17 protein-coding genes are annotated in these 23,704 nt (G+C 60.3%); 9 read left to right on the forward strand and 8 right to left on the reverse strand.

What is annotated here, in order from left to right; translation table 11 throughout:
* Positions 1-88 precede the first annotated feature (88 nt).
* Positions 89-1,390, forward strand: a complete 1,302-nt coding sequence (locus tag ACX3YD_RS29650) for an OprD family porin (RefSeq protein WP_458961759.1) — start codon at positions 89-91, stop codon at positions 1,388-1,390.
* Positions 1,391-1,507: 117 nt separating this feature from the next.
* Here ACX3YD_RS29650 and ACX3YD_RS29655 read toward each other — a convergent pair whose 3' ends face one another.
* The 3 genes from ACX3YD_RS29655 to ACX3YD_RS29665 all read right to left on the reverse strand — a co-directional run bounded on the left by ACX3YD_RS29655 (position 1,508) and on the right by ACX3YD_RS29665 (position 4,255).
* Complete coding sequence (locus tag ACX3YD_RS29655; RefSeq protein ID WP_458961760.1) at positions 1,508-2,452, reverse strand: carbohydrate kinase family protein; 945 nt, start codon at positions 2,450-2,452, stop codon at positions 1,508-1,510.
* Positions 2,453-2,525: 73 nt separating this feature from the next.
* Positions 2,526-3,818 (reverse strand): glycosyltransferase, encoded by a 1,293-nt coding sequence (locus ACX3YD_RS29660; protein ID WP_458961761.1) that lies wholly within the window; start codon positions 3,816-3,818, stop codon positions 2,526-2,528.
* Positions 3,819-3,895: 77 nt separating this feature from the next.
* Positions 3,896-4,255: a response regulator gene (locus tag ACX3YD_RS29665; RefSeq protein WP_458961762.1), complete on the reverse strand. Its 360-nt coding sequence runs from the start codon at positions 4,253-4,255 to the stop codon at positions 3,896-3,898.
* A gap of 257 nt (positions 4,256-4,512) precedes the next feature.
* Between ACX3YD_RS29665 and ACX3YD_RS29670 the strand changes: the two genes are divergently transcribed.
* The 5 genes from ACX3YD_RS29670 to ACX3YD_RS29690 all read left to right on the forward strand — a co-directional run bounded on the left by ACX3YD_RS29670 (position 4,513) and on the right by ACX3YD_RS29690 (position 11,054).
* Entirely contained in the window at positions 4,513-8,001 is a 3,489-nt protein-coding gene (locus ACX3YD_RS29670) for a response regulator (RefSeq protein ID WP_458962096.1), read from the forward strand.
* Positions 8,001-8,834, forward strand: a complete 834-nt coding sequence (locus tag ACX3YD_RS29675) for a CheR family methyltransferase (protein WP_103405672.1) — start codon at positions 8,001-8,003, stop codon at positions 8,832-8,834. The genes ACX3YD_RS29670 and ACX3YD_RS29675 overlap by 1 nt, the downstream gene beginning before the upstream one ends.
* A complete protein-coding gene (locus ACX3YD_RS29680) occupies positions 8,831-9,424 on the forward strand; it encodes a chemotaxis protein CheB (protein WP_047528665.1) in 594 nt (197 codons plus the stop codon). Before ACX3YD_RS29675 ends, ACX3YD_RS29680 begins: the two co-directional genes overlap by 4 nt.
* On the forward strand, positions 9,418-10,599 hold the full coding sequence (locus tag ACX3YD_RS29685; RefSeq protein WP_090469526.1) for a hybrid sensor histidine kinase/response regulator: 1,182 nt from the start codon (positions 9,418-9,420) through the stop codon (positions 10,597-10,599). Before ACX3YD_RS29680 ends, ACX3YD_RS29685 begins: the two co-directional genes overlap by 7 nt.
* A 77-nt stretch (positions 10,600-10,676) precedes the next feature.
* A complete protein-coding gene (locus ACX3YD_RS29690; protein WP_458961763.1) occupies positions 10,677-11,054 on the forward strand; it encodes a response regulator in 378 nt (125 codons plus the stop codon).
* Positions 11,055-11,068: 14 nt separating this feature from the next.
* On the opposite strand, the gene ACX3YD_RS29695 is transcribed toward ACX3YD_RS29690, so the two are convergent.
* The 3 genes from ACX3YD_RS29695 to ACX3YD_RS29705 form a co-directional block, all read right to left on the reverse strand.
* Entirely contained in the window at positions 11,069-12,739 is a 1,671-nt protein-coding gene (locus tag ACX3YD_RS29695) for a response regulator (RefSeq protein WP_458961764.1), read from the reverse strand.
* Positions 12,736-14,238 (reverse strand): ATPase domain-containing protein, encoded by a 1,503-nt coding sequence (locus tag ACX3YD_RS29700; RefSeq protein WP_103405669.1) that lies wholly within the window; start codon positions 14,236-14,238, stop codon positions 12,736-12,738. The genes ACX3YD_RS29695 and ACX3YD_RS29700 overlap by 4 nt, the downstream gene beginning before the upstream one ends.
* Before the next feature lie 116 nt (positions 14,239-14,354).
* Entirely contained in the window at positions 14,355-15,410 is a 1,056-nt protein-coding gene (locus tag ACX3YD_RS29705) for a tetratricopeptide repeat protein (protein WP_458961765.1), read from the reverse strand.
* A gap of 198 nt (positions 15,411-15,608) precedes the next feature.
* Here ACX3YD_RS29705 and ACX3YD_RS29710 point away from each other — a divergent pair, with 198 nt between their 5' ends.
* The 3 genes from ACX3YD_RS29710 to ACX3YD_RS29720 are packed head-to-tail and all read left to right on the forward strand — an operon-like array spanning position 15,609 to position 18,898.
* Positions 15,609-17,744 (forward strand): FUSC family protein, encoded by a 2,136-nt coding sequence (locus ACX3YD_RS29710; protein ID WP_458961766.1) that lies wholly within the window; start codon positions 15,609-15,611, stop codon positions 17,742-17,744.
* Complete coding sequence (locus ACX3YD_RS29715) at positions 17,734-17,934, forward strand: DUF1656 domain-containing protein (protein WP_047528674.1); 201 nt, start codon at positions 17,734-17,736, stop codon at positions 17,932-17,934. Before ACX3YD_RS29710 ends, ACX3YD_RS29715 begins: the two co-directional genes overlap by 11 nt.
* A gap of 4 nt (positions 17,935-17,938) precedes the next feature.
* Positions 17,939-18,898 (forward strand): HlyD family secretion protein, encoded by a 960-nt coding sequence (locus tag ACX3YD_RS29720; RefSeq protein WP_458961767.1) that lies wholly within the window; start codon positions 17,939-17,941, stop codon positions 18,896-18,898.
* Between the two features lie 183 nt (positions 18,899-19,081).
* On the opposite strand, the gene ACX3YD_RS29725 is transcribed toward ACX3YD_RS29720, so the two are convergent.
* Together ACX3YD_RS29725 and ACX3YD_RS29730 are read right to left on the reverse strand one after the other, a co-directional pair.
* Entirely contained in the window at positions 19,082-20,503 is a 1,422-nt protein-coding gene (locus tag ACX3YD_RS29725; RefSeq protein WP_103405665.1) for an efflux transporter outer membrane subunit, read from the reverse strand.
* Entirely contained in the window at positions 20,500-23,691 is a 3,192-nt protein-coding gene (locus tag ACX3YD_RS29730; protein ID WP_103405664.1) for an efflux RND transporter permease subunit, read from the reverse strand. Before ACX3YD_RS29730 ends, ACX3YD_RS29725 begins: the two co-directional genes overlap by 4 nt.
* Positions 23,692-23,704: the final 13 nt, after the last annotated feature.

Consider the following 23,704-nt stretch of genomic DNA (forward strand, 5'->3'; position numbering starts at 1 on the left):
TTCACTTCTTCAGGCCAGCCATTGGCCTGGATGAAGGCTATTTTTGGCTGCTTGCGCTTTGGCGCGAGCGGCACTGTTGGAGTTTTAAATGCGTTCCCCCTTTACCTTTATCACCGTGCGCCAGTCATTCGGCTTCGGCGCTCTGGTCCTGTGCGCCGGTTTTACCGGATCGAGCCAAGCGAGCGGTTTTATCGACGACACCACGGCGAACATCGAATCGCGCACGATGTATTTCAATCGTGATTTCCGTGATGGGCACACTTCCACCGAACAGGGCGCCTCCAAGCGTGACGAGTCGGCCCAGGGTTTTATTCTCAACCTGCAGTCGGGGTACACCGAGGGCACAGTCGGTTTTGGTATCGACGCCTTGGGCATGGCCGGCTTCAAGCTTGACTCCAGTCCCGATAGCAGCAATAGCGGCCTGCTGCCATCCAGTGGGGAAAACCCGCGCGGTTCGGCAGACCAATACGCCAAGCTCGGCCTTACGGCCAAAGTGCGGGTTTCGAAAAGCGTGCTGAAATACGGCGCATTGCGGCCCGATTTGCCACTGCTCAAATACAACGACGGGCGTTTGCTGCCGACGATGTTCAACGGCGCCATGCTGACCTCCAAAGAGGTGAACGATCTGACCCTCATGGCGGCGCGACTGGACAAGTACACCGCCCGGGACTCCACCGATGCCCAGGACATTCGCGTGAACTGCAAGAACAAGCGCTATGCCTGCAACGTCACCGCTGATCACTTCGATATGTACGGCGTCGATTACACGATCAACGATCGCCTGACAGCCCAGTATCACTACTCGGAGCTCGAAGACATTTACCGCCAGCAGTTCGTGGGCTTGCTGGGCAACCAACCGTTGGGCAGCGGTGTGCTCAAGGCCGATATGCGCGTGATCGACAGTGCCGACAGCGGTGCCGCCCGCGCCGGGTCCATCGACAACCGCGCCCTGAGCGCAATGCTTGCCTACGCCATCAACAGCCATACGCTCAGCGCAGGGTGGCAGCGCATGAACGGCGACAATTCGATGCCGTATCTGGATGGCTCCAACCCGTACCTGGTCAACTATGTGCAAGTCAACGATTTCGCGGCCGCGCAGGAACGTTCATGGCAGTTGCGCTACGACTATGACTTCAAGGGCATCGGCCTGGATGGCCTGACATTCCTGACCCGCTATGTAAACGGCGATCACATCAAGGTGCCTGGCAGCGACGTGGAAGGTAAGGAATGGGAGCGCGACAGCGAGCTCAAGTACGTGGTGCAGAGCGGCACGTTCAAGGATGTGAGCTTGCGCTTGCGTAACGCGACGTACCGAACCAACTACGAAAAAATCGCCCGGGATGTGGATGAGACACGGTTGATTGTCAGCTACAACTTCTCGGTGTTGTAAGCACGGCTGTTTCAGCGCCTGAAGGATCGTCATCGCGAGCCAGCTCGCTCCCACACCGGTCGCTGTGCATGACCAGGAATCGTAGGCGTGAGCTTGCTCGCGATAGGGCCCCCCGGTTCAGCGAAGGTCCAACTGATGGCGATACGGCAAGTCCGGTCCGGTCTTGCTGCACGTCAGCGCGGCGGCCTGAACCGCAAACCTGAGTATCGCGTCGATCTGCTCGCGACTCAGTTGTCCCAGACCTTCAACCGAATCCAGTTGGTGCTCGGTCAACCAGGTAATCAAAGACGCTTGAAAGGTATCGCCGGCACCGACGGTGTCGGCGATTTTCACCGAACAGGCGGGAACCGACCATGAACCATGAGCGCGACTGAATACGGTGGCGCCTTCGCCACCCCGGGTCAAAAACACCAACTGGCAACGGTGTTGCAACCAGCCATCGATCACTCGCGCAGGGTCTTGTCCGGGATACAGCAGGCTCAAATCTTCGTCGCTGACTTTGATCAGGTCGGCGTGCTCGACCAGCGTGGCCATCCGTGAGCGCCACAGCTCGATATCCGGCTCGGGATTAAGCCGCACGTTCGGGTCGAGGCTGATCAGGCGCCGGCCACTTTCGCGACGCACCAGTTCCAGCAGTGTGTCGGCCACTGGCTGCACCACCAGCGAAAATGAACCGATGTGCAACCCGCGCACCTGCGGCCCCAGTTCTGGCAGATGTTGCGGTTTCAGTTGGCGGTCGGCGCAGCCTTCACCACGGAAGCTGTAGTGCGGCGAGCCATTGGCCCCGACCGCGACCATGGCCAGGGTGGTGGGCGCCGCGAAATCCACCAGATAGTCGGTGCCTACGCCTTCATCCTGCAACACTTGCAACAAGCGCCGCCCCAGGTAGTCGGTCGACAACCCGGCAAACAGCGCCACGTCCACGCCCAAGCGGCGCAATCCTACTGCAACGTTGAACGGCGAGCCGCCGGCAATCGCCTTGAAATTCACTTTTGAAGCCAGGCCGCTGGCGTCGTCTTCACTGAAGAAATCGAACAGCGCTTCGCCACACACCAGATACATAGTTATTCGCTCTTTAAAGGGAAAGCCGAACACGGTTTTTGGCGCGTCACGTTATTTGAAGCGCAATAGACTTTTAGGGAATGCGATTCTTTGCCTCGATCCATTGCGCCATGTACTGAGTGCTCTTGTGATGATGGTGACGCAACATGCTGCCGGTAAAGTTGTCCCGGCGGATCTGCGCCAAATGCCGTTGGCAATTAACCAGCCTTTCAATCAGGGCGGGCCCGTGAATGGATTGCTGGTAACGGCTGGCTAGCAGAGCCTGCGCTTGAACTTGCGTACGCTGCCACAGAACCTTGTCGGTATACAGCCGCACAGCGTTGTCGGCGAAGTCGCGAGCGGACCGGGTCACGGCGCCGGGCCACGCTTGCTCGCCGTGCATGGCTTCCGCCCCCATCGGGGTGGTGACATTGGGCGTGCCGCAGAGCATCGCATCGACGAGTTTGCCTTTGATTCCCGCACCAAAACGCAGCGGCGCCAGGCACACCCGTGCCGCTGACATGACTTGCAACGCGTCTTCCGCCCAGTTCATCACGTGAAAGCCCTGGGCGGCATTGTGCAGCGCGGTCGCCTTGGGCGGCGTGTAAGCACCATAGATGTGCAACTGCGCGTCAGGTATTTGCTCGCGGATCATTGGCCAGATGATGGTTTTCAGCCAGAGCACCGCATCCCAGTTGGGCGCATGCCGAAAATTGCCAATGTGCAGGAAATGCGCGCGGTCTTCGAACGGGACCGGCGACTGGTTCGGCAGATCAACCATCAGCGGACACCAGTGCAGCAGGCTTGGCGGAAGATTGAATTGCTCGACCAGCAACTCGATTTCCACGTCGGAAATCATCAGGTTCAAATCACAACGATAAATCGCTGCAATTTCCCGTTTGGCCAGATCGGTATCGGCCATGAACTCGAACTCTTCACGCAATGCAGGTGCGAACAAGTCCGTGAAATCATTGACGTCGTCACTGGCCTTCAGCCGCGCCTTGAGTCGCTGGTGCCGGGCATCGCGCAGGCTTTGCAGGTCAGAGGTTTCAAGCACGCGCAGCGCGGCAGGACAATGTTTCTCCACGCGCCAGCCGAACTGTTCTTCCATCATGAAGCGATCGAACAACACCACATCCGGCGCCAGTTCGTGGATGAACGTGTCAAAACTGCTGTTGTTCAACTCGATCGGCACTTCGCGAATGCCCAGCGCCGTGAGGTCGGCCCGGTGCTCACCGCTGCCGGCCGGGCTGCTGAAGGTGATGTCCCAACCCTGCTGCAGGAAAGTCTCAAGGATTTGCATCATGTGGCCACCGGCTGCGGAGGAGCGGGGCTCGGGCCAGACGTAACCAATGACCAGGACGCTGGTTGCGCGAGGTTGACTCATGTACGGGGGTTCCTTGAAGCGTGCAGGGGGCAGGCAAGTAAGAGAGGGGCGGTATTACACCACGGCGGGTAGCAGGATCACTCGAGAATGCCCTTGACCTTGTCCCGCAACTGATCGATGGAGAAGGGTTTGCCAATCACATGCATGCCTTCGGGCGCTTCGATGCTTTCGGCATAACCGCTGGCAAACAGCACCGGCAATTCATGGCGCAGCATGCGCGCCTGCTCGGCCAGTTCCCGACCATCCATCACCGGCAGGCCGACATCGGTCATCATCAAGTCGATGTGCTGGTCTTCGTCATTGAGGAAATCCAGCGCCTGTTCGCAGCCATCGGCTTCAAGAATTTTGAACTCAAGCTCCTCCAGCACATCGACAATCAACATGCGCACGATGGCATCGTCTTCGACGACCAGGATGATGGGAGCGTTGGCGGACATGGTGGCATCTCGAAAATTGGTGAGGGTTGCCAGTCGATCTAAATCGCCGGCGTCTTGCATGAGTAAATGGCGACTGCCGACAAGTTCCCCGACAGGCTATAAAAAGAGTAGTGACACAGCACATGGAAGGATAACCGCTCCTGTGGCATCAAATCAGCTGAATGTAGGAAATCGCACAAAAACGCATCAGAAATTGGATCAATGCGCCATTTATGGGGCAAACTCCTTGGTTTTCACCGGTTGGACAAGGCTTGACTATGACCTCTGAGTCTTCAGTTGATGAGCAACGGTTCCGCAAACTCCTGAGCCGCAATATCAGCCTCCCGCTGGGTGTCGGCGTTGTCAGTGCGGTGTTCTTCGTTTCGTTGATCATGTACCTGCTGTCGACGATCCAGTGGGTCGAGCACACGGATCGAGTGATCAATAACGCCAATGAAGCGCTCAAGCTGACGGTCGATCTGGAAACCGGCATGCGCGGCTTCCTGCTCAGCAGTGACGAAAAATTTCTCGAACCCTATGAAACGGCGAAGCCGAGAATCGAGGTCGTCCTCAAAACCTTGCTCGAATTGACTGGCGACAACCCGGCCCAGACCGACCGTCTGCACCGCCTGCAGGCGTTGCAACAGGAATGGGCCGATTATGCGCAAGGCATGATCGATTTGCAGCGAACCAGCGGCGATTATCGCGGCGCGGTAAGGGCTGGGAAAGGCAAGCGCTTGACCGATGAGATCCGCAAGCAATTCGAAGACGTGATCGACATGGAGCAACAACTGCGCACCACCCGCAACGATGAGGTGCGGCGCACGACAGTCTGGAGCATCGGTCTCTACCTGTTGTTCATCGCTGGCATCAGTGGCTTGCTGGCTTACATTGGCCGTCGCGACTTGCTCAATCTGTCCAACAGTTACAGCGCCAACCTTGCCGCGCAGCAGGCCAGCGCCCATCGCCTGGAGCAGCAAGCCTGGCTGCGCAATGGCCAGACCGAACTGGCTGAACAAGTGCTGGGGCAACTGAGCCTCAATCTGTTGGGGCGCAACATCCTGCAGTTCTGTGCGCAGTACCTGGGCAGCGCCGTGGCCGCGCTGTATGTCCGCGAAGAGCACGGCGGCCTCAGGCGCGTGGCGTCCTACGGCTTTTCCCGTGAGCAGGAAGCCATCGATCAGCAGATCTACAGTGACGAAGGCATTGTCGGCCAAGTGGCGCAACAGGCACGCCTGATCCGCCTGGACAACGTGCCGAGCGACTATTTCAAGGTCAGTTCCGGCCTCGGCCAGGGCTTGCCGCACAGTGTGCTGGTGGTGCCAACCAGCGACGACGATCGGGTCAATGGCGTCATCGAACTGGGTTTCCTGCGCCCACTGATCGATCGCGACATCGAACTGCTTGAGCTGATAGCGGCCAACATCGGCACCTCCATCGAGGCCGCGCGTTATCGTCAGCGCCTGCAGGAAGTGCTTGCCGAAACCCAGCAACTCAACGAAGAGCTACAGGTGCAGCAGGAAGAGCTCAAGACCGCCAACGAAGAACTCGAAGAGCAGTCGCGAATCCTCAAGGAGTCCCAGGCACACCTGGAAACCCAGCAGGTGGAGCTGGAGCAGACCAACGAACAACTCGCCGAACAAGCAACCATTCTGGCCGAGCAGCGCGACGCCATGGACCTGAAGAACACCGAGCTCAATCAGGCCCAGCGTCAACTCGAAGAGCGCGCCGAAGAGCTGCAGCGTTCCAGCAAATACAAGTCGGAATTTCTCGCCAACATGTCCCACGAACTGCGCACGCCGCTGAACAGTTCGTTGATCCTGGCCAAGTTGCTGGCGGAAAACCCTCAGGAGAACCTCAGCGCCGAACAGGTCAAGTTCGCCGAATCGATCTATAGCGCCGGTAATGACTTGCTCAACCTGATCAACGACATTCTCGATATTTCCAAGGTCGAGGCCGGCAAACTCGAGATCCGCCCGGAAAACACCAGCGTTGCGCGTCTGGTGGATGGCTTGCGCGGGATGTTCCAGGCATTGGCCACGGACAAGCAACTGGCATTCCACGCCACGCTGGAAGACAGCGCTCCTTCGTTGATCTTTACCGACCGCCAGCGGCTGGAGCAGGTCATCAAGAACCTGCTGTCGAACGCGGTGAAGTTCACCGAAAAGGGCAGCGTCAGCCTCAGCGTTGCCTCGGCGCCCAACCACGGCATTGCCTTTACGGTGCGCGACACAGGGATCGGCATTGCCGAGGATCAGCAGGAAAGCATTTTCGAAGCCTTTCGCCAGGCCGATGGCACCACCAATCGCCGTTACGGCGGCACCGGGCTGGGCTTGTCGATCTCCCGCGACCTGGCCGCTTTGCTGGGCGGCTCCATCAGCGTCAGCAGTACACCGGGAGAGGGCAGCGTGTTCACCCTGGTGTTGCCGCAACAATACGTCGAAGCGGGGGACGACCCTGTCGAACCGATGCGTCCAGTGGCGGTAGCGGCAGCCCCGCCCGTGGCGCCGGCCATCTCGGCACCGCTGATTGTCGAAGACATTCCGCGCTTCGACGATGACCGCAACCGGGCGCCGTTCGCTACCCGCTGCATTCTGGTGGTCGAGGACGAGCCGAACTTTGCGCACATTCTCTACGATCTCGCCCATGAGCTGGGTTATCAGTGCCTGGTGGCCCACGGTGCCGATGAAGGCTACGACCTGGCCCGCGAGTTCAGCCCCGACGCGATCCTGCTGGACATGCGCCTGCCCGATCATTCCGGGTTGACCGTCCTGCAACGCCTCAAGGAGCACGCGCAAACCCGACACATACCGGTGCACGTGATTTCCGTTGAAGACCGGGTCGAGGCGGCGATGCACATGGGCGCCATCGGTTATGCGGTCAAGCCCACCACTCGCGAAGAACTCAAGGACGTCTTTGCGCGCCTTGAAGCCAAGCTGACCCAGAAAGTCAAACGCGTGCTGCTGGTGGAAGACGATGACCTGCAGCGCGACAGCATTTCCCGCCTGATCGGCGACGATGACATCGAAATCACCGCCGTCGGCCTGGCGCAAGATGCACTGGACCTGCTGCGTACCACGATCTTCGATTGCATGATCATCGACCTGAAACTGCCGGACATGCTCGGCAATGACCTGCTCAAACGCATGTCGACCGAGGACATCTGCTCGTTTCCGCCGGTGATCGTCTACACCGGGCGCAATCTGACCCGGGACGAAGAAACCGAACTGCGCAAGTATTCGCGCTCGATCATCATCAAGGGCGCGCGTTCGCCCGAGCGCTTGCTGGATGAGGTCACACTTTTTCTGCACAAAGTCGAATCCCGGCTGTCCCATGAACGACAGACCATGCTCAAGACCGCCCGCAGCCGCGACAAGGTGTTCGAGGGGCGCAAAGTGCTGCTGGTGGACGACGACGTACGCAACATCTTCGCCCTTACCAGCGCACTGGAGCAAAAGGGCGCAGTCGTGATCATCGGGCGTAATGGCCTTGAGGCGATTGATCGATTGAATGAAGTCGAGGACATCGATCTGGTGTTGATGGATGTGATGATGCCGGAGATGGATGGCTTCGAAGCCACCACCGAAATCCGCAAGGACCCGCGCTGGCGCAAACTGCCGATCATTGCGGTGACGGCCAAGGCCATGAAGGACGATCAGGAGCGCTGCCTGCAGGCGGGCGCCAACGATTACCTGGCCAAGCCCATCGACCTGGATCGCCTGTTTTCGCTGATTCGTGTGTGGTTGCCGAAGATGGAACGTATCTAGTGGAGCGCAACTATTCAGGTGAGCGAAACAGCGAAATCGAATTGCGCTTGTTGATCGAGGCGATCTACCTCAAGTACAGCTACGATTTTCGCGATTATTCCGGCGCTTCGATCAAGCGCCGGGTGACGCACGCGCTGAGCCAGTTCGAGTGCGGCACCATTTCGGCCCTGCAGGAGAAGGTTCTGCACGATCCGAAGGCATTCATGCAATTGCTGCAGCTGCTGACGATTCCAGTCAGTGAAATGTTCCGTGATCCCTCGCATTTTCTGGCCATACGCAAGGAAGTGGTACCGCTGCTCAAGACTTACCCGTCGATCAAGATCTGGATCGCCGGCTGCAGCACGGGCGAAGAGGTCTATTCGATGGCGATTTTGCTGCGCGAAGAAGGCCTGCTCGATCGCACCATCATCTATGCCACCGACATCAACCCACGCTCCCTGGAAAAAGCCAAGCAAGGCATTTTTTCGATGGAGAATGTCCGGGCCTATACGTCTAATTACCAGCACGCCGGAGGCCAGCGCTCCTTCGCCGATTACTACACGGCTGCCTATGGCTACGCGATTTTCGACAAGTCGCTGTGCGAGAACGTGACGTTCGCCGACCACAGCCTGGCGACCGACAGTGTATTTTCAGAAACACAATTAATTTCATGTCGTAACGTATTGATTTATTTCAATAAAAAATTGCAGGATCGCGCGTTCGGGTTGTTTCACGAGTCACTGTGCCACCGTGGATTTCTGGTGCTTGGGAGCAAGGAAACCCCGGATTTTTCGGCCTATGGCAATCAGTTCGAGTCCTTGGCCAAGCAGGAGCGGATCTACCGTAAATCATGAACGACGCCATGGGCTTGCCTTCTATAGAAGCAATCGTGATCGGCGCGTCGGCAGGCGGCGTTGAAGCGCTGCTCAATATCCTTACCCCGCTGCGTGAAGGCTTTGGGTTGCCGATCGTTGTGGTACTGCACCTGCCGGATGAGCGGCGCAGCCACCTGGCGGAAGTATTTGCCCGACGGGTGGCCCTGCCGGTTCTGGAGGCCAGCGACAAAAGTCGCATCGAAGCCGGAACCCTGTATTTCGCCGCGCCCGGTTATCACTTGTCAGTGGAGCAGGACCGCAGCTTTTCCTTGAGCCTTGAAGACCGCGTGCATTATTCGCGACCCGCCATCGACTACTTGTTCGAATCGGCTGCCGATGCCTATGGGCCGAAACTGGCTGCCGTGCTGCTGACCGGCGCCAACCGCGATGGCGCCCACGGCCTGGCGCAGGTCAAGCGACGTGGCGGACTGACGGTCGTGCAGGATCCGGACGAGGCGCAGGTCGCGACCATGCCCCAGGCGGCGCTGGATATTCACCAGCCTGACCACATACTCACTATCCGCGGCATTGGCCGTTTGCTTGTCGAGCTGGAACAAATCGCATGCTAAGTAATTTCCAGGCCAAACTGCTGATTGTCGACGATCTGCCGGAAAACCTGCTGGCGCTCGAAGCGCTGATCAAGCGCGAGGATCGCATCGTCTACAAGGCGCTTTGCGCCGATGAAGCCTTGTCGCTGTTGTTGCAGCACGAATTCGCCATGGCCATTCTCGATGTGCAGATGCCCGGCATGAATGGTTTTGAACTGGCCGAGTTGATGCGTGGCACGGAAAAGACCAAAAACATTCCGATCGTGTTCGTCAGTGCCGCCGGTCGCGAGCTGAATTACGCGTTCAAGGGCTATGAAAGCGGTGCCGTGGACTTCCTGCACAAACCGCTGGACATTCATGCGGTCAAGAGCAAGGTCAATGTGTTCGTCGAGCTGTTTCGTCAGAGCAAGGCCATGAAGCAACAGGTCGAGGCGCTGGAGCAGAGCCGGCGCGAGCAGGAGGCGTTGCTCAAGCGCTTGCAAAGTACCCAGCTGGAGTTGGAGCAGGCCGTGCGGATGCGCGATGACTTCATGTCGATCGTCGCCCACGAAGTGCGCACGCCGCTCAATGGCCTGATCCTCGAGACCCAGTTGCGCAAGATGCACCTGGCCCGGGATAACGCTGCGGCGTTTACCCTCGACAAGATGCAGGCCATGGTCGAACGCGATGAGCGGCAGATCAAAAGCCTGATTCGCCTGATCGAAGACATGCTCGATGTGTCGCGTATTCGCACCGGCAAGCTGTCGATTCGACCGACACGCTTCGATCTGTCGGAACGGGTTCGCAACCTGTTGCAGAACTTCGCCGCACAGATCGAGGCCGCCGAGTCGTCGGTGACCCTGGTGGCCGAGCAACCGGTGGTCGGCCAATGGGATGAGTTTCGTATCGAGCAGGTCATTTCCAATCTGCTGACCAACGCCCTGCGTTACGGGGCCAAGAGTCCGATTACCGTGAAGGTGTACAGTGAGCGTGGTGAAGCACGGGTGGAAGTGCGTGACTTCGGGATCGGCATCAGTGAAGAGAACCAGCACAGGATTTTCCAGCAGTTCGAGCGCGTCACGGCCAAACACGCCGTCGCCGGGCTTGGGTTGGGATTGTTTATTTCTGAACAGATAGTGACCGCCCATGGCGGTACCATTACCGTCGAAAGCCGGATTGGCGAAGGCGCCCTGTTTCGCGTTTGTCTGCCGCTGTAGGAAAACAGTCCGATAAACGCAACCTCTGATCGACCCCATGGTCGTATCAGCAGCTATTGACCGAACAAAGGCTTCCCATGAGTGAAGATGCACAAGATGTCGTATTGATCGTCGAAGATGACCCCTCGATTCTGATGGTGCTGTCGGCCTATCTGTCGGGGGAGGGCTACCGGGTACTGAAGGCCGAAAACGGCGAGCAGGCCTTCGAGATCCTCGCCAGCAAGCCGCACCTGGACATGATGATCACCGACTTCCGCCTGCCGGGCGGAATCTCCGGGGTGCAGATCGCCGAGCCCGCGATCAAGCTGCGACCGGAGCTGAAGGTGATATTCATCAGCGGCTATCCGCAGGAAATCCGTGAAACCGACAGCCCGATCACGCGCACGGCGCCTATCCTCGCCAAACCGTTCGACCTGGATGTGTTGCAGGAAATGATGCAGGACATGCTGTCCTGAGGAGGGCGGGTGCTTCAGACGCTGATCATCTCCCGCACCTTCGCCGTTAACAGGTCGAAGGTGAACGGCTTGGTGATCATCTGCATGCCAGGGTCGAGGACCCCCCCGCGCACCGCCGCGTGCTCGGCATAGCCGGTGATGAACAAGACCTTGAGCCCGGGCCGGTACTGCCTGCCGATTTCCGCCAGTTGCCGGCCGTTCATGCCGGGCAGGCCGACGTCGCTGATCATCAGGTCGATACGCTGCCCCGAATCGAGAACCGGCAACGCGGCGGCTGCATCGCCAGCCTCGACGAAGGCATAGCCCAGCTCGCTCAACACGGTACTCACCAACACCCGGACCGCCGGGTCATCCTCGACGATCAGTACCGTTTCGCCATTCTGCGCGAACAGAGGATGCTGGCGAACGACCGGATTGTCCCGGGGCAGGTCGCCACCGAAGCGCGGCAGGAACAGGCTCACGGTCGTGCCTTGGTCCACTTCGCTTTGAATGGCGACATGGCCCCGGGATTGTTTGCTGAAGCCATAGATCATCGACAACCCCAGGCCGGTACCCTGGCCGATAGGCTTGGTGGTGAAGAACGGGTCAAAAGCGCGGCTGATGGTGCTTTGCGGCATGCCGCAGCCATTGTCGGTGACACTGAGTACCACGTAGTCACCCGGTTTGAGGTTGCTGTGGGCTTCGGTGAAGCGGGCGTCCAGTTGCTGGTTCGCGGTCCGCACCACCAGTTTGCCGCCATCGGGCATGGCATCGCGGGCGTTGATGACCAGGTTGAGCAGGGCACTTTCCAGTTGATTGGGATCGGCCTCGGCCACCCACAGGTGCTCGCTCAGCTGCATTTCCAGACGGATGCTTTCGTTGATGCTGCGTTGCAACAATTCGCCCATGGAAATCACCAGGTTGTTCATCTCCACCGGTTTGGAATCCAGCGACTGGCGACGGGAGAACGCCAACAGACGGTGAGTCAGGCCCGCCGCGCGATTGGCCGAGGTCACGCCAAGGTCGATCAGGCTGTCCAGATCTTCGGTGCGGCCACGGGCCAGACGCCGGCGCAGCAACTCCAGGCTACCGATGATGCCCGTCAGCATGTTGTTGAAGTCATGGGCGATACCGCCAGTGAGTTGGCCGACGGCCTCCATTTTTTGCGACTGGCGCAACACTTCTTCGTTGTGACGCAGCTGTGCGGTGCGTTCTTCGACTTGCTGCTCAAGGGTTTCGAGGGTGTTCTGCAAGCGCAGTTCGCTTTGGCTCAAGTCGATCAGCCGGTCCCGGGCCTCGTACTGTCGTCGACGTCCGCGCAGCGCAGTGGTCACCAGGCTGATCAATGTTTCCGGATGAAAGGGCCGCTCAAGGAAGGTGACATTGCCCAGCTGCGGGCCAAAACGTGAGGCGGGGTTTTGTTCCGGGCCGCCATGATGGGTCAACAACACGATCGGCAGGTCCGACCAGGCCGGCTGCTGCTCGATCAGGCCCAGCAAGGGGTCCAGATCAACGCCCAACAAGGCCTCGGCGGAAATCAGCAGCAACCCCGCACCTTGTTCCAGTTCCCGGCAGAGCTCGACCAGACCTGCGCAGACAATCCCGTCGAATCCCGCTTCTCGGAGCAACATCAAGGCGATCTGGCCGTCACGCCCCAGCGGCGCGAGGATGATCGCGCGCTCGGACGTGGCTTCGATCGCCGTCATGGGCTTTCTTCCCCGAGCAACGGGTTGCTGGCGCCCAGATAAGTGGGTACGCCGCGCAAAACGCCCTGGAATGATTCCAGCGGCTCACCGATGGTCATGCCATGGCTGCTGATGCGGTACTCGCGAATGGTGGATTCATGGCTGCCGGTGCGTTTCTTGATCACCGAAATCGCCCGGCGCACCTTGCCCACGGCTTCGAAGTAGCGCAGCAGAATCACCGTGTCCGCCAGATAAGTGATGTCCACCGGGGCCTGCATATCGCCGACCAGTCCATGCTGGGCGACGGTCATGAAGGTCGCGGCGCCCTGACGGTTGAGGTACAGCAGCAGCTCGTGCATGTGCAGGACCAGGGCGTTCTCTTCGGGCATGGCCGCCTGGTAGCCATTGATGCTGTCGATGACCACGGTCTTGATGTTGCGCTCGTCGACGCAGCGACGAACCCGGTGGGAGAACTCGCCGGGGGACAGTTCAGCGGCATCCACCTGTTCGATCAGCAAATTGCCGCCGTGCTGCAGTCCCTGCAAATCGATACCGATGTTTTTCATGCGCTCGAACAGCAGGCCCAGTTCCTCGTCGAAAATGAACAAGGCGGCTTTTTCACCCCTGGCCACGGCGGCGGCTGCGAAGATCATGGAAATGAGGGATTTGCCGGTACCGGCCGGACCGAGAATCAACGTGCTGGAGCCGGTTTCAATCCCGCCGCCGAGCAGCGCGTCCATTTCCGTGATGCCGCTGGTCAATTGCTGGCGCAGGTAGCGCCCGCGGTGTTCGGCGGCCACCAGGCGTGGAAACACATGCACGCCGTCGCCCATGATGGTGAAGTCGTGAAAGCCGCCACGGTATTTCTGGCCCCGGTACTTGACCACCCGGATACGCCGCCGTTCGGCGCCGTAGTTGGGGGTCAGCTCCTCCAGGCGGATCACGCCGTGGGCCACGCTGTGCACGGTTTTGTCGAGGGACTCGGTGGTCAGGTCGTCGAGCAGCAACACGGTGGCGTCGTAACGCACGAAGTAGTGCTTGATCGCGAGGATCTGCCGGCGGTAGCGCAATGAGCTCTGGGCCAGCAGACGAATCTCGGACAGGCTGTCGAGCACCACGCGGGTTGGCTTGAAGCGTTCGACCACTTCGAAGATTTGCTTGGTGGCCTCGCCCAATTCCAGGTCAGAGGAGTACAGCAGCGACTGCTGGTGCTGGGCATTGAGCAGGCTTTCCGGCGGCGTCAGTTCGAAAATATGCACGTTTTCGCCCAGTTCCCAACCGTGGGAGCGGGCGCCCTGGCGCAGTTCACGTTCGGTTTCGGACAGGGTGATGTACAACGAGCGTTCGCCGGCCTGGGCGCCAGCCAACAGAAAGTGCAGGGCAACGGTGGTCTTGCCGGTGCCCGGTTCGCCCTCCAGTAGAAACACGTGGCCGCGAGAGAGTCCGCCATCGAGGATGTCATCCAGCCCTTCGATACCGGTGGCGGCTTTTACACTGATCAACTCGTTGGATATAGACAAAAAATGCCCTCTCTTGACTAGGGGAACGAGGCAGTGGCCGCTGAGTGCCGCAAGGGTCTGCCTGTTCACTTGACCTTGAGTCGAGACGAGCGTTCAACAAAATTTACGCAGGGATGTCAGAGTCCCTGCTGCAGGGCCGGGTCGTCCGGATTCATCTGTTCGAGTTGCGCCGACAGGATCTGCACATTCTGCAGTTGTCCGCTTTCCTTCCAATAATTGATCAACAGCACTCGCGCCCTGCGATCGTTCGGGTGGCGCTGGACGATCTCCTGCAATTGCTTCTGCGCCGCTTCCAGCTCCTGTTCACCGTGCAGGGTGGTGGCCAGGTCATAGCGATAGTCCTTGTTGTCGGGCTCAAGTTCCACGGCTTTGGACAGGCCCAACAGCGCGAATTCACTCTGGCCATGATTGAGCAGCCAAAGCCCCAGGGCATGCTGCAAATAGGCGGATTCGGGCTGTGCTTTCAATTGCCTGGCCAACAACTGCCGGGCGGCATCGCTTTGTCCCAGCTTGTCCAGCACCTCAATCTGCATGACCAGCGCCGGGAGGTTGTCGGGGGCCAGGCGCAGGGTGTTTTCAAGCGCCTGCTGGGCCTCCTTGAATTCGGCGTTGTGCAAATGCAGTCGAGCCAGCTGATAGTGATTCTCGGCGCTCTCCGGCGCGCTTTTGAGTACCTGCTCCCAAGCATCGATGGCTTGTTCCAGTGGCCCGAAATACAAGCCGAGGTCGTCCGGTGACAAGCCCAGCAAGGCGTTGACGGCGGCCAACCGCACATTCTGATCCCTGTCATCGAGCAACGGCCCGAGCAATAAGCTGCGCTGGCCGTTGGGCACCAGCCCGCTGATGCTTTTGATCGCCGCGATACGTACTTCGGGCGACTCATGTTGCAAATCGGCGTCTGCCAGTTTCAGGGCCACCGAACTCGGGTAGTTTGGCAGTTCGGCGTGCAGCCAGATGCGCCGCTTGGGCGATAGATCGGGGCGGCCCAATTGCTGGTACAGCACCCGCGCAGCGCCCGGATGGCCGGCGCGGGCCTGGGCCAGCGCCTCACTGTAGCCGCGCTTGATCGCTTCGGGCACCACTGGCGTCGTGCTGCGCAGGTACACCCAGGCGAGGCCGATGACAAGCAAGGCGAAGAGACTGATAAGCAGATAACGGCGGGACTGGGGCATGCAGAATCCGGAAGCTGGCAAGCTTTTGCAAAGTCAGCAGCTTCGGTCAGGCGGAGCGCTGAGTCAAACCCTGGCTCATCTGAATGCCTGCTGAGGGGGGAGCGGGATCGACGGCTTTACCTCCATGTTGCGTCGACGCGCTGTCGAGACGCGGAAGCTGTGACTACGCTTGCTGGATAAGCGCCCACGAGCACCCCCATGCAAGCACTGTTGCAGTACTTCAAGGCGATTCTCCACCCCGGTCCCGGGGTGTTGCTGTTTGCCTTGAGAACCATTGCGGCCGGGCTGTTGACGCTTTACCTGGCCTTCCTGTTCGACCTCGACCAGCCCAAGTGGTCGATCATGGCCGTGGTCATCATCAGTCAGCCACTGGGCGGCATGGTGCTGGCCCGCAGTTTCGGCCAGGTCATCGGCACCACCATGGGCGCGGTCGTGGCGGTAGCCACCATGGCGGTCTTTCCCCAGGCGCCCCTGCCTTTCATTACCACCCTGGCCTTGTGGCTCGCGCTGTGTACGGCCGGTGGCACCCTGTTGCGCTACACGAGTTCCCAGGCGTTCGTCCTCAGTGGCTACACCGCCGTGGTCATTGCGCTACTGGCGATTCCCGACCCGGAGGGCACATTCCTGCTGGCGGTGACCCGAGTCACCGAGACTTTGTTAGCGGTCGCCTGTGTGTGCGTGGTCAGCCTGCTCACCGCGCGCCCCGAAGCCGTCGCCCGGGACTATTTCGCCAAAATCGATCAGATCACCAAACTGCTGGCGACCCATGCCAGTGCCGTCCTGCGCACCGAGGAAAGCGAGGCGGATTTCCAACGTCGGCAAATGCAACTGCTGGGTCAGATCAGCGCCCTGGAGGGCGTACGTCGGCATTTGTACTTCGATGCACCTCGCTTGCGTAGTGCCAACGGCCTGGTGCAACTGCTGGGCAATCAGCTGGTGCTGCTGACCGCGAGGCTCACCGCCCTGCGTCACCAGCGGCTACTGCTGACGGAGCGCTGGGAAGGGGCGTTGCCCGAGGAAATACAGCGTCTGCGCGCCGAAGAGCTGGCCTTTCTCGATGAACTGGCGCAACAGGGCCGCTCGCTGTCGAGCGAAAAGCGCCACCATTTCACCTCGTTGCGCCAACGCTTCGACGAACTGGCCTACAGGGCCGAGCAATTGACCGAGGCCATGCCGGCCACCTTGCGCTCGCTGGCCTGGTCGCTGCGCTGGGAACAAGCGCGCCTGCTGCAACAACTCGAACAGATACTGGAACTGAGCGACGCCATCCAGAGCGGGCGGCCCGCCAGCAGTGTCTTTCGCGGCCAGGAAAACCCGCTGCACCTGGATTTCACCCTGGCGACCATGAACGCCATCCGCGCATTCTCCGCGATATTGGTGGCTGGCCTGATCTGGATCGAAACCGGCTGGGACGGGGCGCGGGGCGGCATGGTGCTGCTGGGGATTCTTTGTTCGCTGATGTCGACGTTTCCACGGCCGCTGCTGGTGGTTCAAAGCTATGCCAGAGGGTTTGGCCTGGCGTTGCTGGCGTCGGCACTGCTGCAGTTCATGTTTGTCCCGATGATCAGTAACTTCGAAATGCTCGCATTGCTGCTGACACCCTTGCTTTATGCCGTCGCCGTGGGGCTGTCCAGCCCGCCCACCACCGGCACCGGTATAGGGCTGGGGCTGACGACATTTCTGCTGCTGGGCCCGTTGAATGTCGGGCTTGGACAAAACACCGCCATCCAGTGGTTCGAGTTTGCTGGCGCCTACATGTGCGCGACGGTGCTGGGGTTGAGTGTCTACGCGCTGATCTTTCCGTTCAGGCCGGTATTGCGGATGCGCCGGCTGTTCAAGGAGAACTGCGAGCAGGTGTACGCCTTGCTGAAAGTCCCGGCCACCGATGAAAACCAGTTTGCCTTCGAGAGCCGCATGGTCGATCGCCTGACCATGATGCTGGGATTGCTGCCGGCGACCCAGGACCAGGGATCGCGGGATGTGTTTGAAGTCAGTCTCGGTTGCATGGCCCTGGGTATCGCCTTGAACCAGCTGCGGCAACAGGGACAGGGCAACGCGTTGTTGACGCCCGCTGTGCAGAGCCAGGTGTTCGCCACGGTCCGTGAAACCGGGCGGCTGGTCGCTGGCCGCCCCGGCATTCAGGCGGATCACGTGATCGACAGCCTGCATGCCTTGGGTGATGAACTGGACGCCCTGCATTCCAGCGTTCATGAACATCTGTGGTCGGTCTTTCGCATGCGCGTGGCGCTGTTGATCGTGGTGTCATTCCTGGAGCGCCATCGCCGTCACTTCGAACCGCTGGCCCCACAAGGAGTACCTGCGCTTGCCCATTGATCTGGAAATAGGCGGTGTCTACCTCCCGCCCATCGCCCAGGCGCTGCTGCTGGGCCTGCCGATTTTCCTGGCGCTGGACTGGGTGCTGCGGCGCCTGGGCGTGCTGCGTTTCGTCTGGCATGAAGCGTTGTTCGAGGGCGCGTTGTACGCCTGCGTGTGTGCGACGCTGATTTTGCTGATGGGAGCCTGATGCCTTGAAGAAGATCCTTTCGCACCTGACGACCGTGGCTGTGGTCGTGCTGGCGTTCGTCCTTGGCTGGTTTGCCTGGGAGCATTACACCCGCGCCCCCTGGACCCGGGACGCCCGGGTGCGTGCCGATGTGGTGACCCTGTCCGCCGATGTTTCGGGGCGCATCGTCAGCCTCGGCGTGCAGGATAACCAGCACGTGGATAAAGGCCAGTTGTTGCTGGAGATCGATCCGGCGCGCTATTCCCTGGCGGTTGAACATGCCAGACGTTCCGTGGAGGTGGCGAAAGCGTCGCTGGGGCAGTCTGAAGCGACCATCGTCTCCAGCCAGGCGTTGTTACGCCAGCGCCAGAGCGAAGAGCGGCGCCGGCGCACACTGAAGGAACGCTCCGCCATCTCGGGCGAGGAATGGGAAAAATCCAACACCGAAGTCTCGGTGGCCCAGGCTGATTTGTTGCGTAACCAGGCCAACCTGGGGCTGGCGCAGGCCAACGTGCAGCTGGCGATCGCGGCATTGACCCAGGCCGAACTGGATCTGCAGCGCACGCGCGTGGAATCGCCAGTCAGTGGCTACGTCACCAACCTGCTGACCCGTCAGGGTGACTACGCCACGGTGGGTGGCCCGCTGTTGGCGCTGGTGGACAGTGACAGCTTTTATGTCAGCGGCTACTTCGAGGAAACCAAGTTGCCGCGAATCGCCGAGGGCGACCGGGTCGACATTGAATTGATGAGCGGCGAAAAATTCGCTGGCACGGTGCAAAGCATTGCCTTCGCCATCGCCGACCGGGAAAACCTGCCCGGTGGCCGGCTACTGGCCAACATCAACCCCAGCTACACCTGGGTCAAGCTGGCGCAACGGGTGCCGGTGCGGATCAGGATTGACGAGGGTTACGCCGGTAAAGACAAGCTACGCGCGGGGACCACGGCCACCGTCACCGTCGAGGAAAATCCCAAACCTCAAGACTAACGCTGTTCTTGCGAATCCCGCGGGCACGCCTCCCACTTTGGTTGCCTGGCAGGCCCCGGCAGGGGGGGCGTTGTTGGCGTTTCCCGGGATTGCCTGAAAAGCAAAAAAAGCCCCGCGACCGAATGAGGCGCAGGGCAAGGGAATTGGTTGGTTGCGGCCAACCAAAGGAGCGCTTGAAAAAGTTTAGTTGCTGGCGACCGTTTCCGGCTGCCAGCCACCGCCGAGCGCCTTGTAGATCGCGACGATGCCGCGATACAGGTCGACTTCGGCCTGGGCCTGGGTGTCTTCGGCCGCCAGGCGCTCACGCTGGGCATCGAGCAACACCAGGAAATCGGCGGTGCCTTCGCGGTAGCGGATTTCGGCGAGGTCGGCAGCGGAGCGGCTCGATTCGCTCTGGCGAATCAGCGAGATCAACCGTTGTTGGCGTTTGCCGTAGTCGCTGAAAGCGTTCTCCGATTCTTCCAGGGCCAGCAAGACTTGCTGCTCGTAGCTCGCCAGGGCGCCTTCCGCGTCGGCGTCGGCACCGCGCAAGCGGGCCTTCACGCTGCCCAGGTCGAACGCCGCCCAGGTGATGCTCGGGCCAAGCGCCCAGGCGTTGGCCGCCGAGGAACCGATCTGCGAACCACGCCCGGCGGTAAAGCCAAGGAAGCCGCTGAGGCTGACCTGCGGGAACAGATCAGCCTTGGCCACGCCGATGCGCGCCGTGGCCGAGGCAAGTTTGCGTTCGGCGCTACGAATGTCCGGGCGACGTTGCAGCAATTGACCCGGATCACCAATGGGCAACGCCTTGGCAATGGCCGGCAAGTTTTTCGGGCTCAAGTCGATGCTCAACTTGTCCGGGCGTTGACCGAGCAGGGTGGCAATGCGGTTTTTCTGCCGAACCTGTTCGGCCTGCAATTGCGGCACGCTGGCTTCGACCGACGCCAGTCGTGCGTCGGCGCGTTCCACGTCAAGTTGATCGCCGACGCCGGCATCACGCAGGCTGATGGTGATCTTGCGCGACTCTTGCTGGTTCTCCAGGTTGGCCAGGGCGATCTTTTCCCGCAGTTGTGCGCCGCGCAGTTGGCCGTAGGAGTCCACCAGCTCGGCAATCATCGTGACTTGCAGTTGATACAGATCGGCCTCGACCGCTTGTTGCTCGGCGTTGGCTGATTCCAGGTTGCGCTGGATGCGGCCAAACAGGTCGATCTCCCAGGCCATGTCCAGTCCCAGGTCATAGCGTTCGCTGTTGACCCGGTTGGTGGTCTGGCCGGGAATCTGCCCCTTGGCCAGGTCACTGCTGACCCGGCTGGTAATGGTCGGCATGGCATCATTGCTGACGTCATCGCGTATCGCCCGCGCCGCTTTCCAGCGGGCGAAGGCGACGCGCAAGTCGCGGTTGCCCTTCAGGGACTCGGTCACCAACTGGTTGAGGGTCGGGTCCTCGAATTGCTGCCACCAGATGCCTTCGAAACGGGAGCGGTCGAAATTCTTCTGACCGGCCGCGCCATCGGTGGCGGTGGTGATGTGGGCCGCCTCGGTGGCCGGGGTCTTGTAGTCCGGGCCCACGGCACAGGCGCTCAGCGCCAGTACCAGGAGACTCGGCAGGAAGGCTTTCACACTCATGAATGCGACTCCAGCGGCTTTTGCAGTTTCAGCGCCTTGGCGGCTTTTCGTGCCTCACCGCGCTCGACAAAGTTGCGAATCAGTACGTAGAACACCGGTGTCAGCAACAGACCGAAGAAGGTCACCCCGAGCATTCCGGAGAACACCGCCACACCCATGGCGTGACGCATTTCGGCACCGGCACCGCTGGAGAACACCAGTGGCACCACACCCATGATGAACGCGAAGGAGGTCATCAGGATCGGCCGCAGACGCAGGCGGCAGGCTTCCAGTACCGCGGCCAGCGGGTTGAGACCTTCCAGCTGTTTATCCTTGGCGAACTCGACGATCAGGATCGCGTTCTTACACGCCAGGCCCACCAGTACGATCAGGCCGATCTGGGTGAAGATGTTGTTGTCGCCACCGGACACAATCACTCCGGTGATAGCCGACAGCAGGGTCATCGGCACGATCAGGATCACCGCCAGTGGCAGGCTCCAGCTTTCGTACTGCGCCGCGAGCACCAGGAACGCCAGCAGAACACACAGCGGGAACACGAACAGCGCGGTGTTGCCGGACAGAATCTGCTGGTAGGTCAGGTCGGTCCATTCGTAGGTCATGCCGTTCGGAAGTTCTTCCTTGAGCAGTTTCTCGATGGCTTTTTCGGCCTGGCCGGAGCTGTAGCCGGGGGCAGCGGCACCGTTGATTTCAGCGGTGATGAAGCCGTTGTAGTGCATCACGCGGTCCGGACCCGAGGTGTCGCTGACCTTAATGAAGGTCGCCAGCGGGATCATCTCGCCTTTGTTGTTGCGTACTTTCAGCTGACCGATCTGGTCCGGTTCAAGACGGAACTGCTGCTCGGCCTGAACGTTGACCTGATAGGTGCGACCAAAGCGGTTGAAGTCGTTGGCATACAGCGAACCCAGGTAGATCTGCAGGGTGTCGAAGATGTCGCTGACGGCCACGCCGTGGGTCTTGGCTTTTTCCCGGTCGATGGCGGCATCGACCTGCGGCACGTTCACGGTGTAGCTGGTGAACAGGTTGGCCAGTTCAGGAACGCTGTGGCTCTTGGCAATGATGTTCATGGTTTGCTTGTACAGCTCGTCGTAGCCCAGGTTTCCCCGGTCTTCGATTTGCAGGCGGAAACCACCGATCGTGCCCAGGCCCTGTACCGGCGGCGGCGGGAAGATCGCAATGTAGGCACCCTGGATGTCGGCGAACTTGGCGTTCAGCGCGGCCGCAATGGCACCCGCCGATTCGCTTGGGTCCTTGCGCTCGTCAAACGGCTTGAGCGGGGTGAACACGATGCCGGCGTTGGGGCTGTTGGTGAAGCCGTTGATCGACAGGCCTGGGAAGGCTACCGAGTTGGCGACGCCAGGTTGCTTGAGGGCAATCTCGGACATCTGCTGGATCACTTCATCGGTGCGATCCAGGCTTGCAGCGTCCGGCAGCTGGGCAAACGCCACCAGGTATTGCTTGTCCTGCGCCGGGACGAAACCGGTCGGGGTGCTGGAGAAACCGAAGAACGTCAGGACCATCAGACCCGCGTACAGCAACAGGGCGATGCCGCTGCTGCGGATCACGCGGCCAACGGTGCCGACATAGCCATGGCTGGCCTTTTCAAAGAAACGGTTGAAGGGACGGAACAGCCAGCCACCGAATACCTTGTCCAGGAGTTTGGAGAAGCGGTCTTTCGGCGCATCATGGCCTTTCAACAGGACCGCAGCCAGGGCGGGCGACAGGGTCAGCGAGTTGAAAGCCGAGATCACCGTGGAAATCGCGATGGTCAGGGCGAACTGCTTGTAGAACTGGCCGGTCAACCCGGAAATGAAGGCCGCCGGGATAAACACCGCACACAGCACCAGTGCCGTGGCGATGATCGGCCCGGTCACTTCACGCATGGCGCGCTTGGTCGCTTCGACCGGATTGAGGCCCAGTTCGATATTGCGTTCGACGTTCTCCACCACCACGATCGCGTCGTCCACCACGATACCGATCGCCAGTACCAGGCCGAACAATGACAGGGCGTTCAACGAGAAGCCGAACAGGTGCATCACGGCAAACGTACCGATCAGCGACACCGGCACCGCCACCAACGGAATGATCGAGGCGCGCCAGGTTTGCAGGAACAGGATCACCACCAGCACCACGAGGATCAGCGCTTCGAAGAGGGTGTGAACCACCGCCTCGATGGAGCCGCGCACGAAGATCGTCGGGTCATAGACGATGCTGAAGTCCATGCCTTCGGGGAAGCTCTTCTTCAGCTCCGCCATCTTGTCGCGCACTTCGTTGGAGATCTCGATGGCGTTGGAGCCTGGACGCTGGAAGATCGGGATCGCCACCGCCGGCTGGTTGTTGAGTTGCGAACGCAGGGCGTACTGACTGGAGCCCAGCTCGACGCGCGCAATGTCTTTCAGGCGCGTAATTTCACCGTTGTCGCCGGAGCGAATGATGATGTTCTCGAACTCTTCTTCGGACACCAGGCGACCCTGGGTGTTGACCGACAGCTGGAACGCGGTGGCGTTCGGTGCAGGCGGCGCACCCAGTGCACCGGCGGCGACCTGACGGTTCTGTTCGCGGATCGCAGTGACCACGTCGGTGGCAGTCAGGTTGCGCGAGGCGGTCTTGTTCGGATCGAGCCAGACCCGCAGCGAGTAATCGCCCATGCCGAACAATTGCACATCACCGACACCGCCCAGGCGCGCGAGCTCATCCTTGATGTTGAGCAAGGCATAGTTGGACAGGTACAGCATGTCGTAGCGTTTGTCCGGCGAGGTCAAGTGCACGACCATGGTCAGGTCGGGCGACGCCTTGTCCACGGTGATACCGATGCGCGTCACTTCTTCGGGAAGTTTGGGCTCGGTCCGGGTCACGCGGTTCTGGACCTGCACCTGCGCGTTGTCCAGGTCGGTACCCAGGGCGAAGGTGATGGTCAGGGTGATCTTGCCGTCGGCGGTCGACTGCGAGGACATGTACAGCATGTTCTCGACGCCGGTGATGGCTTGCTCCAGTGGAGCGGCCACGGTTTCACCGATGACTTTGGGGTTGGCACCGGGGAAGTTGGCGCGGACCACGACGGTCGGTGGCACCACTTCCGGGTATTCGCTGATCGGCAGCTGGAACAGCGAGATCGCGCCGGCGATCAGGATCAGCAGCGACAGCACCGCGGCGAAGATCGGCCGTGAAATGAAGAATTGGGAAAAATTCATCGGAGTCGTTATT

The organism is Pseudomonas fluorescens group sp. PF-1 (assembly GCF_054481335.1).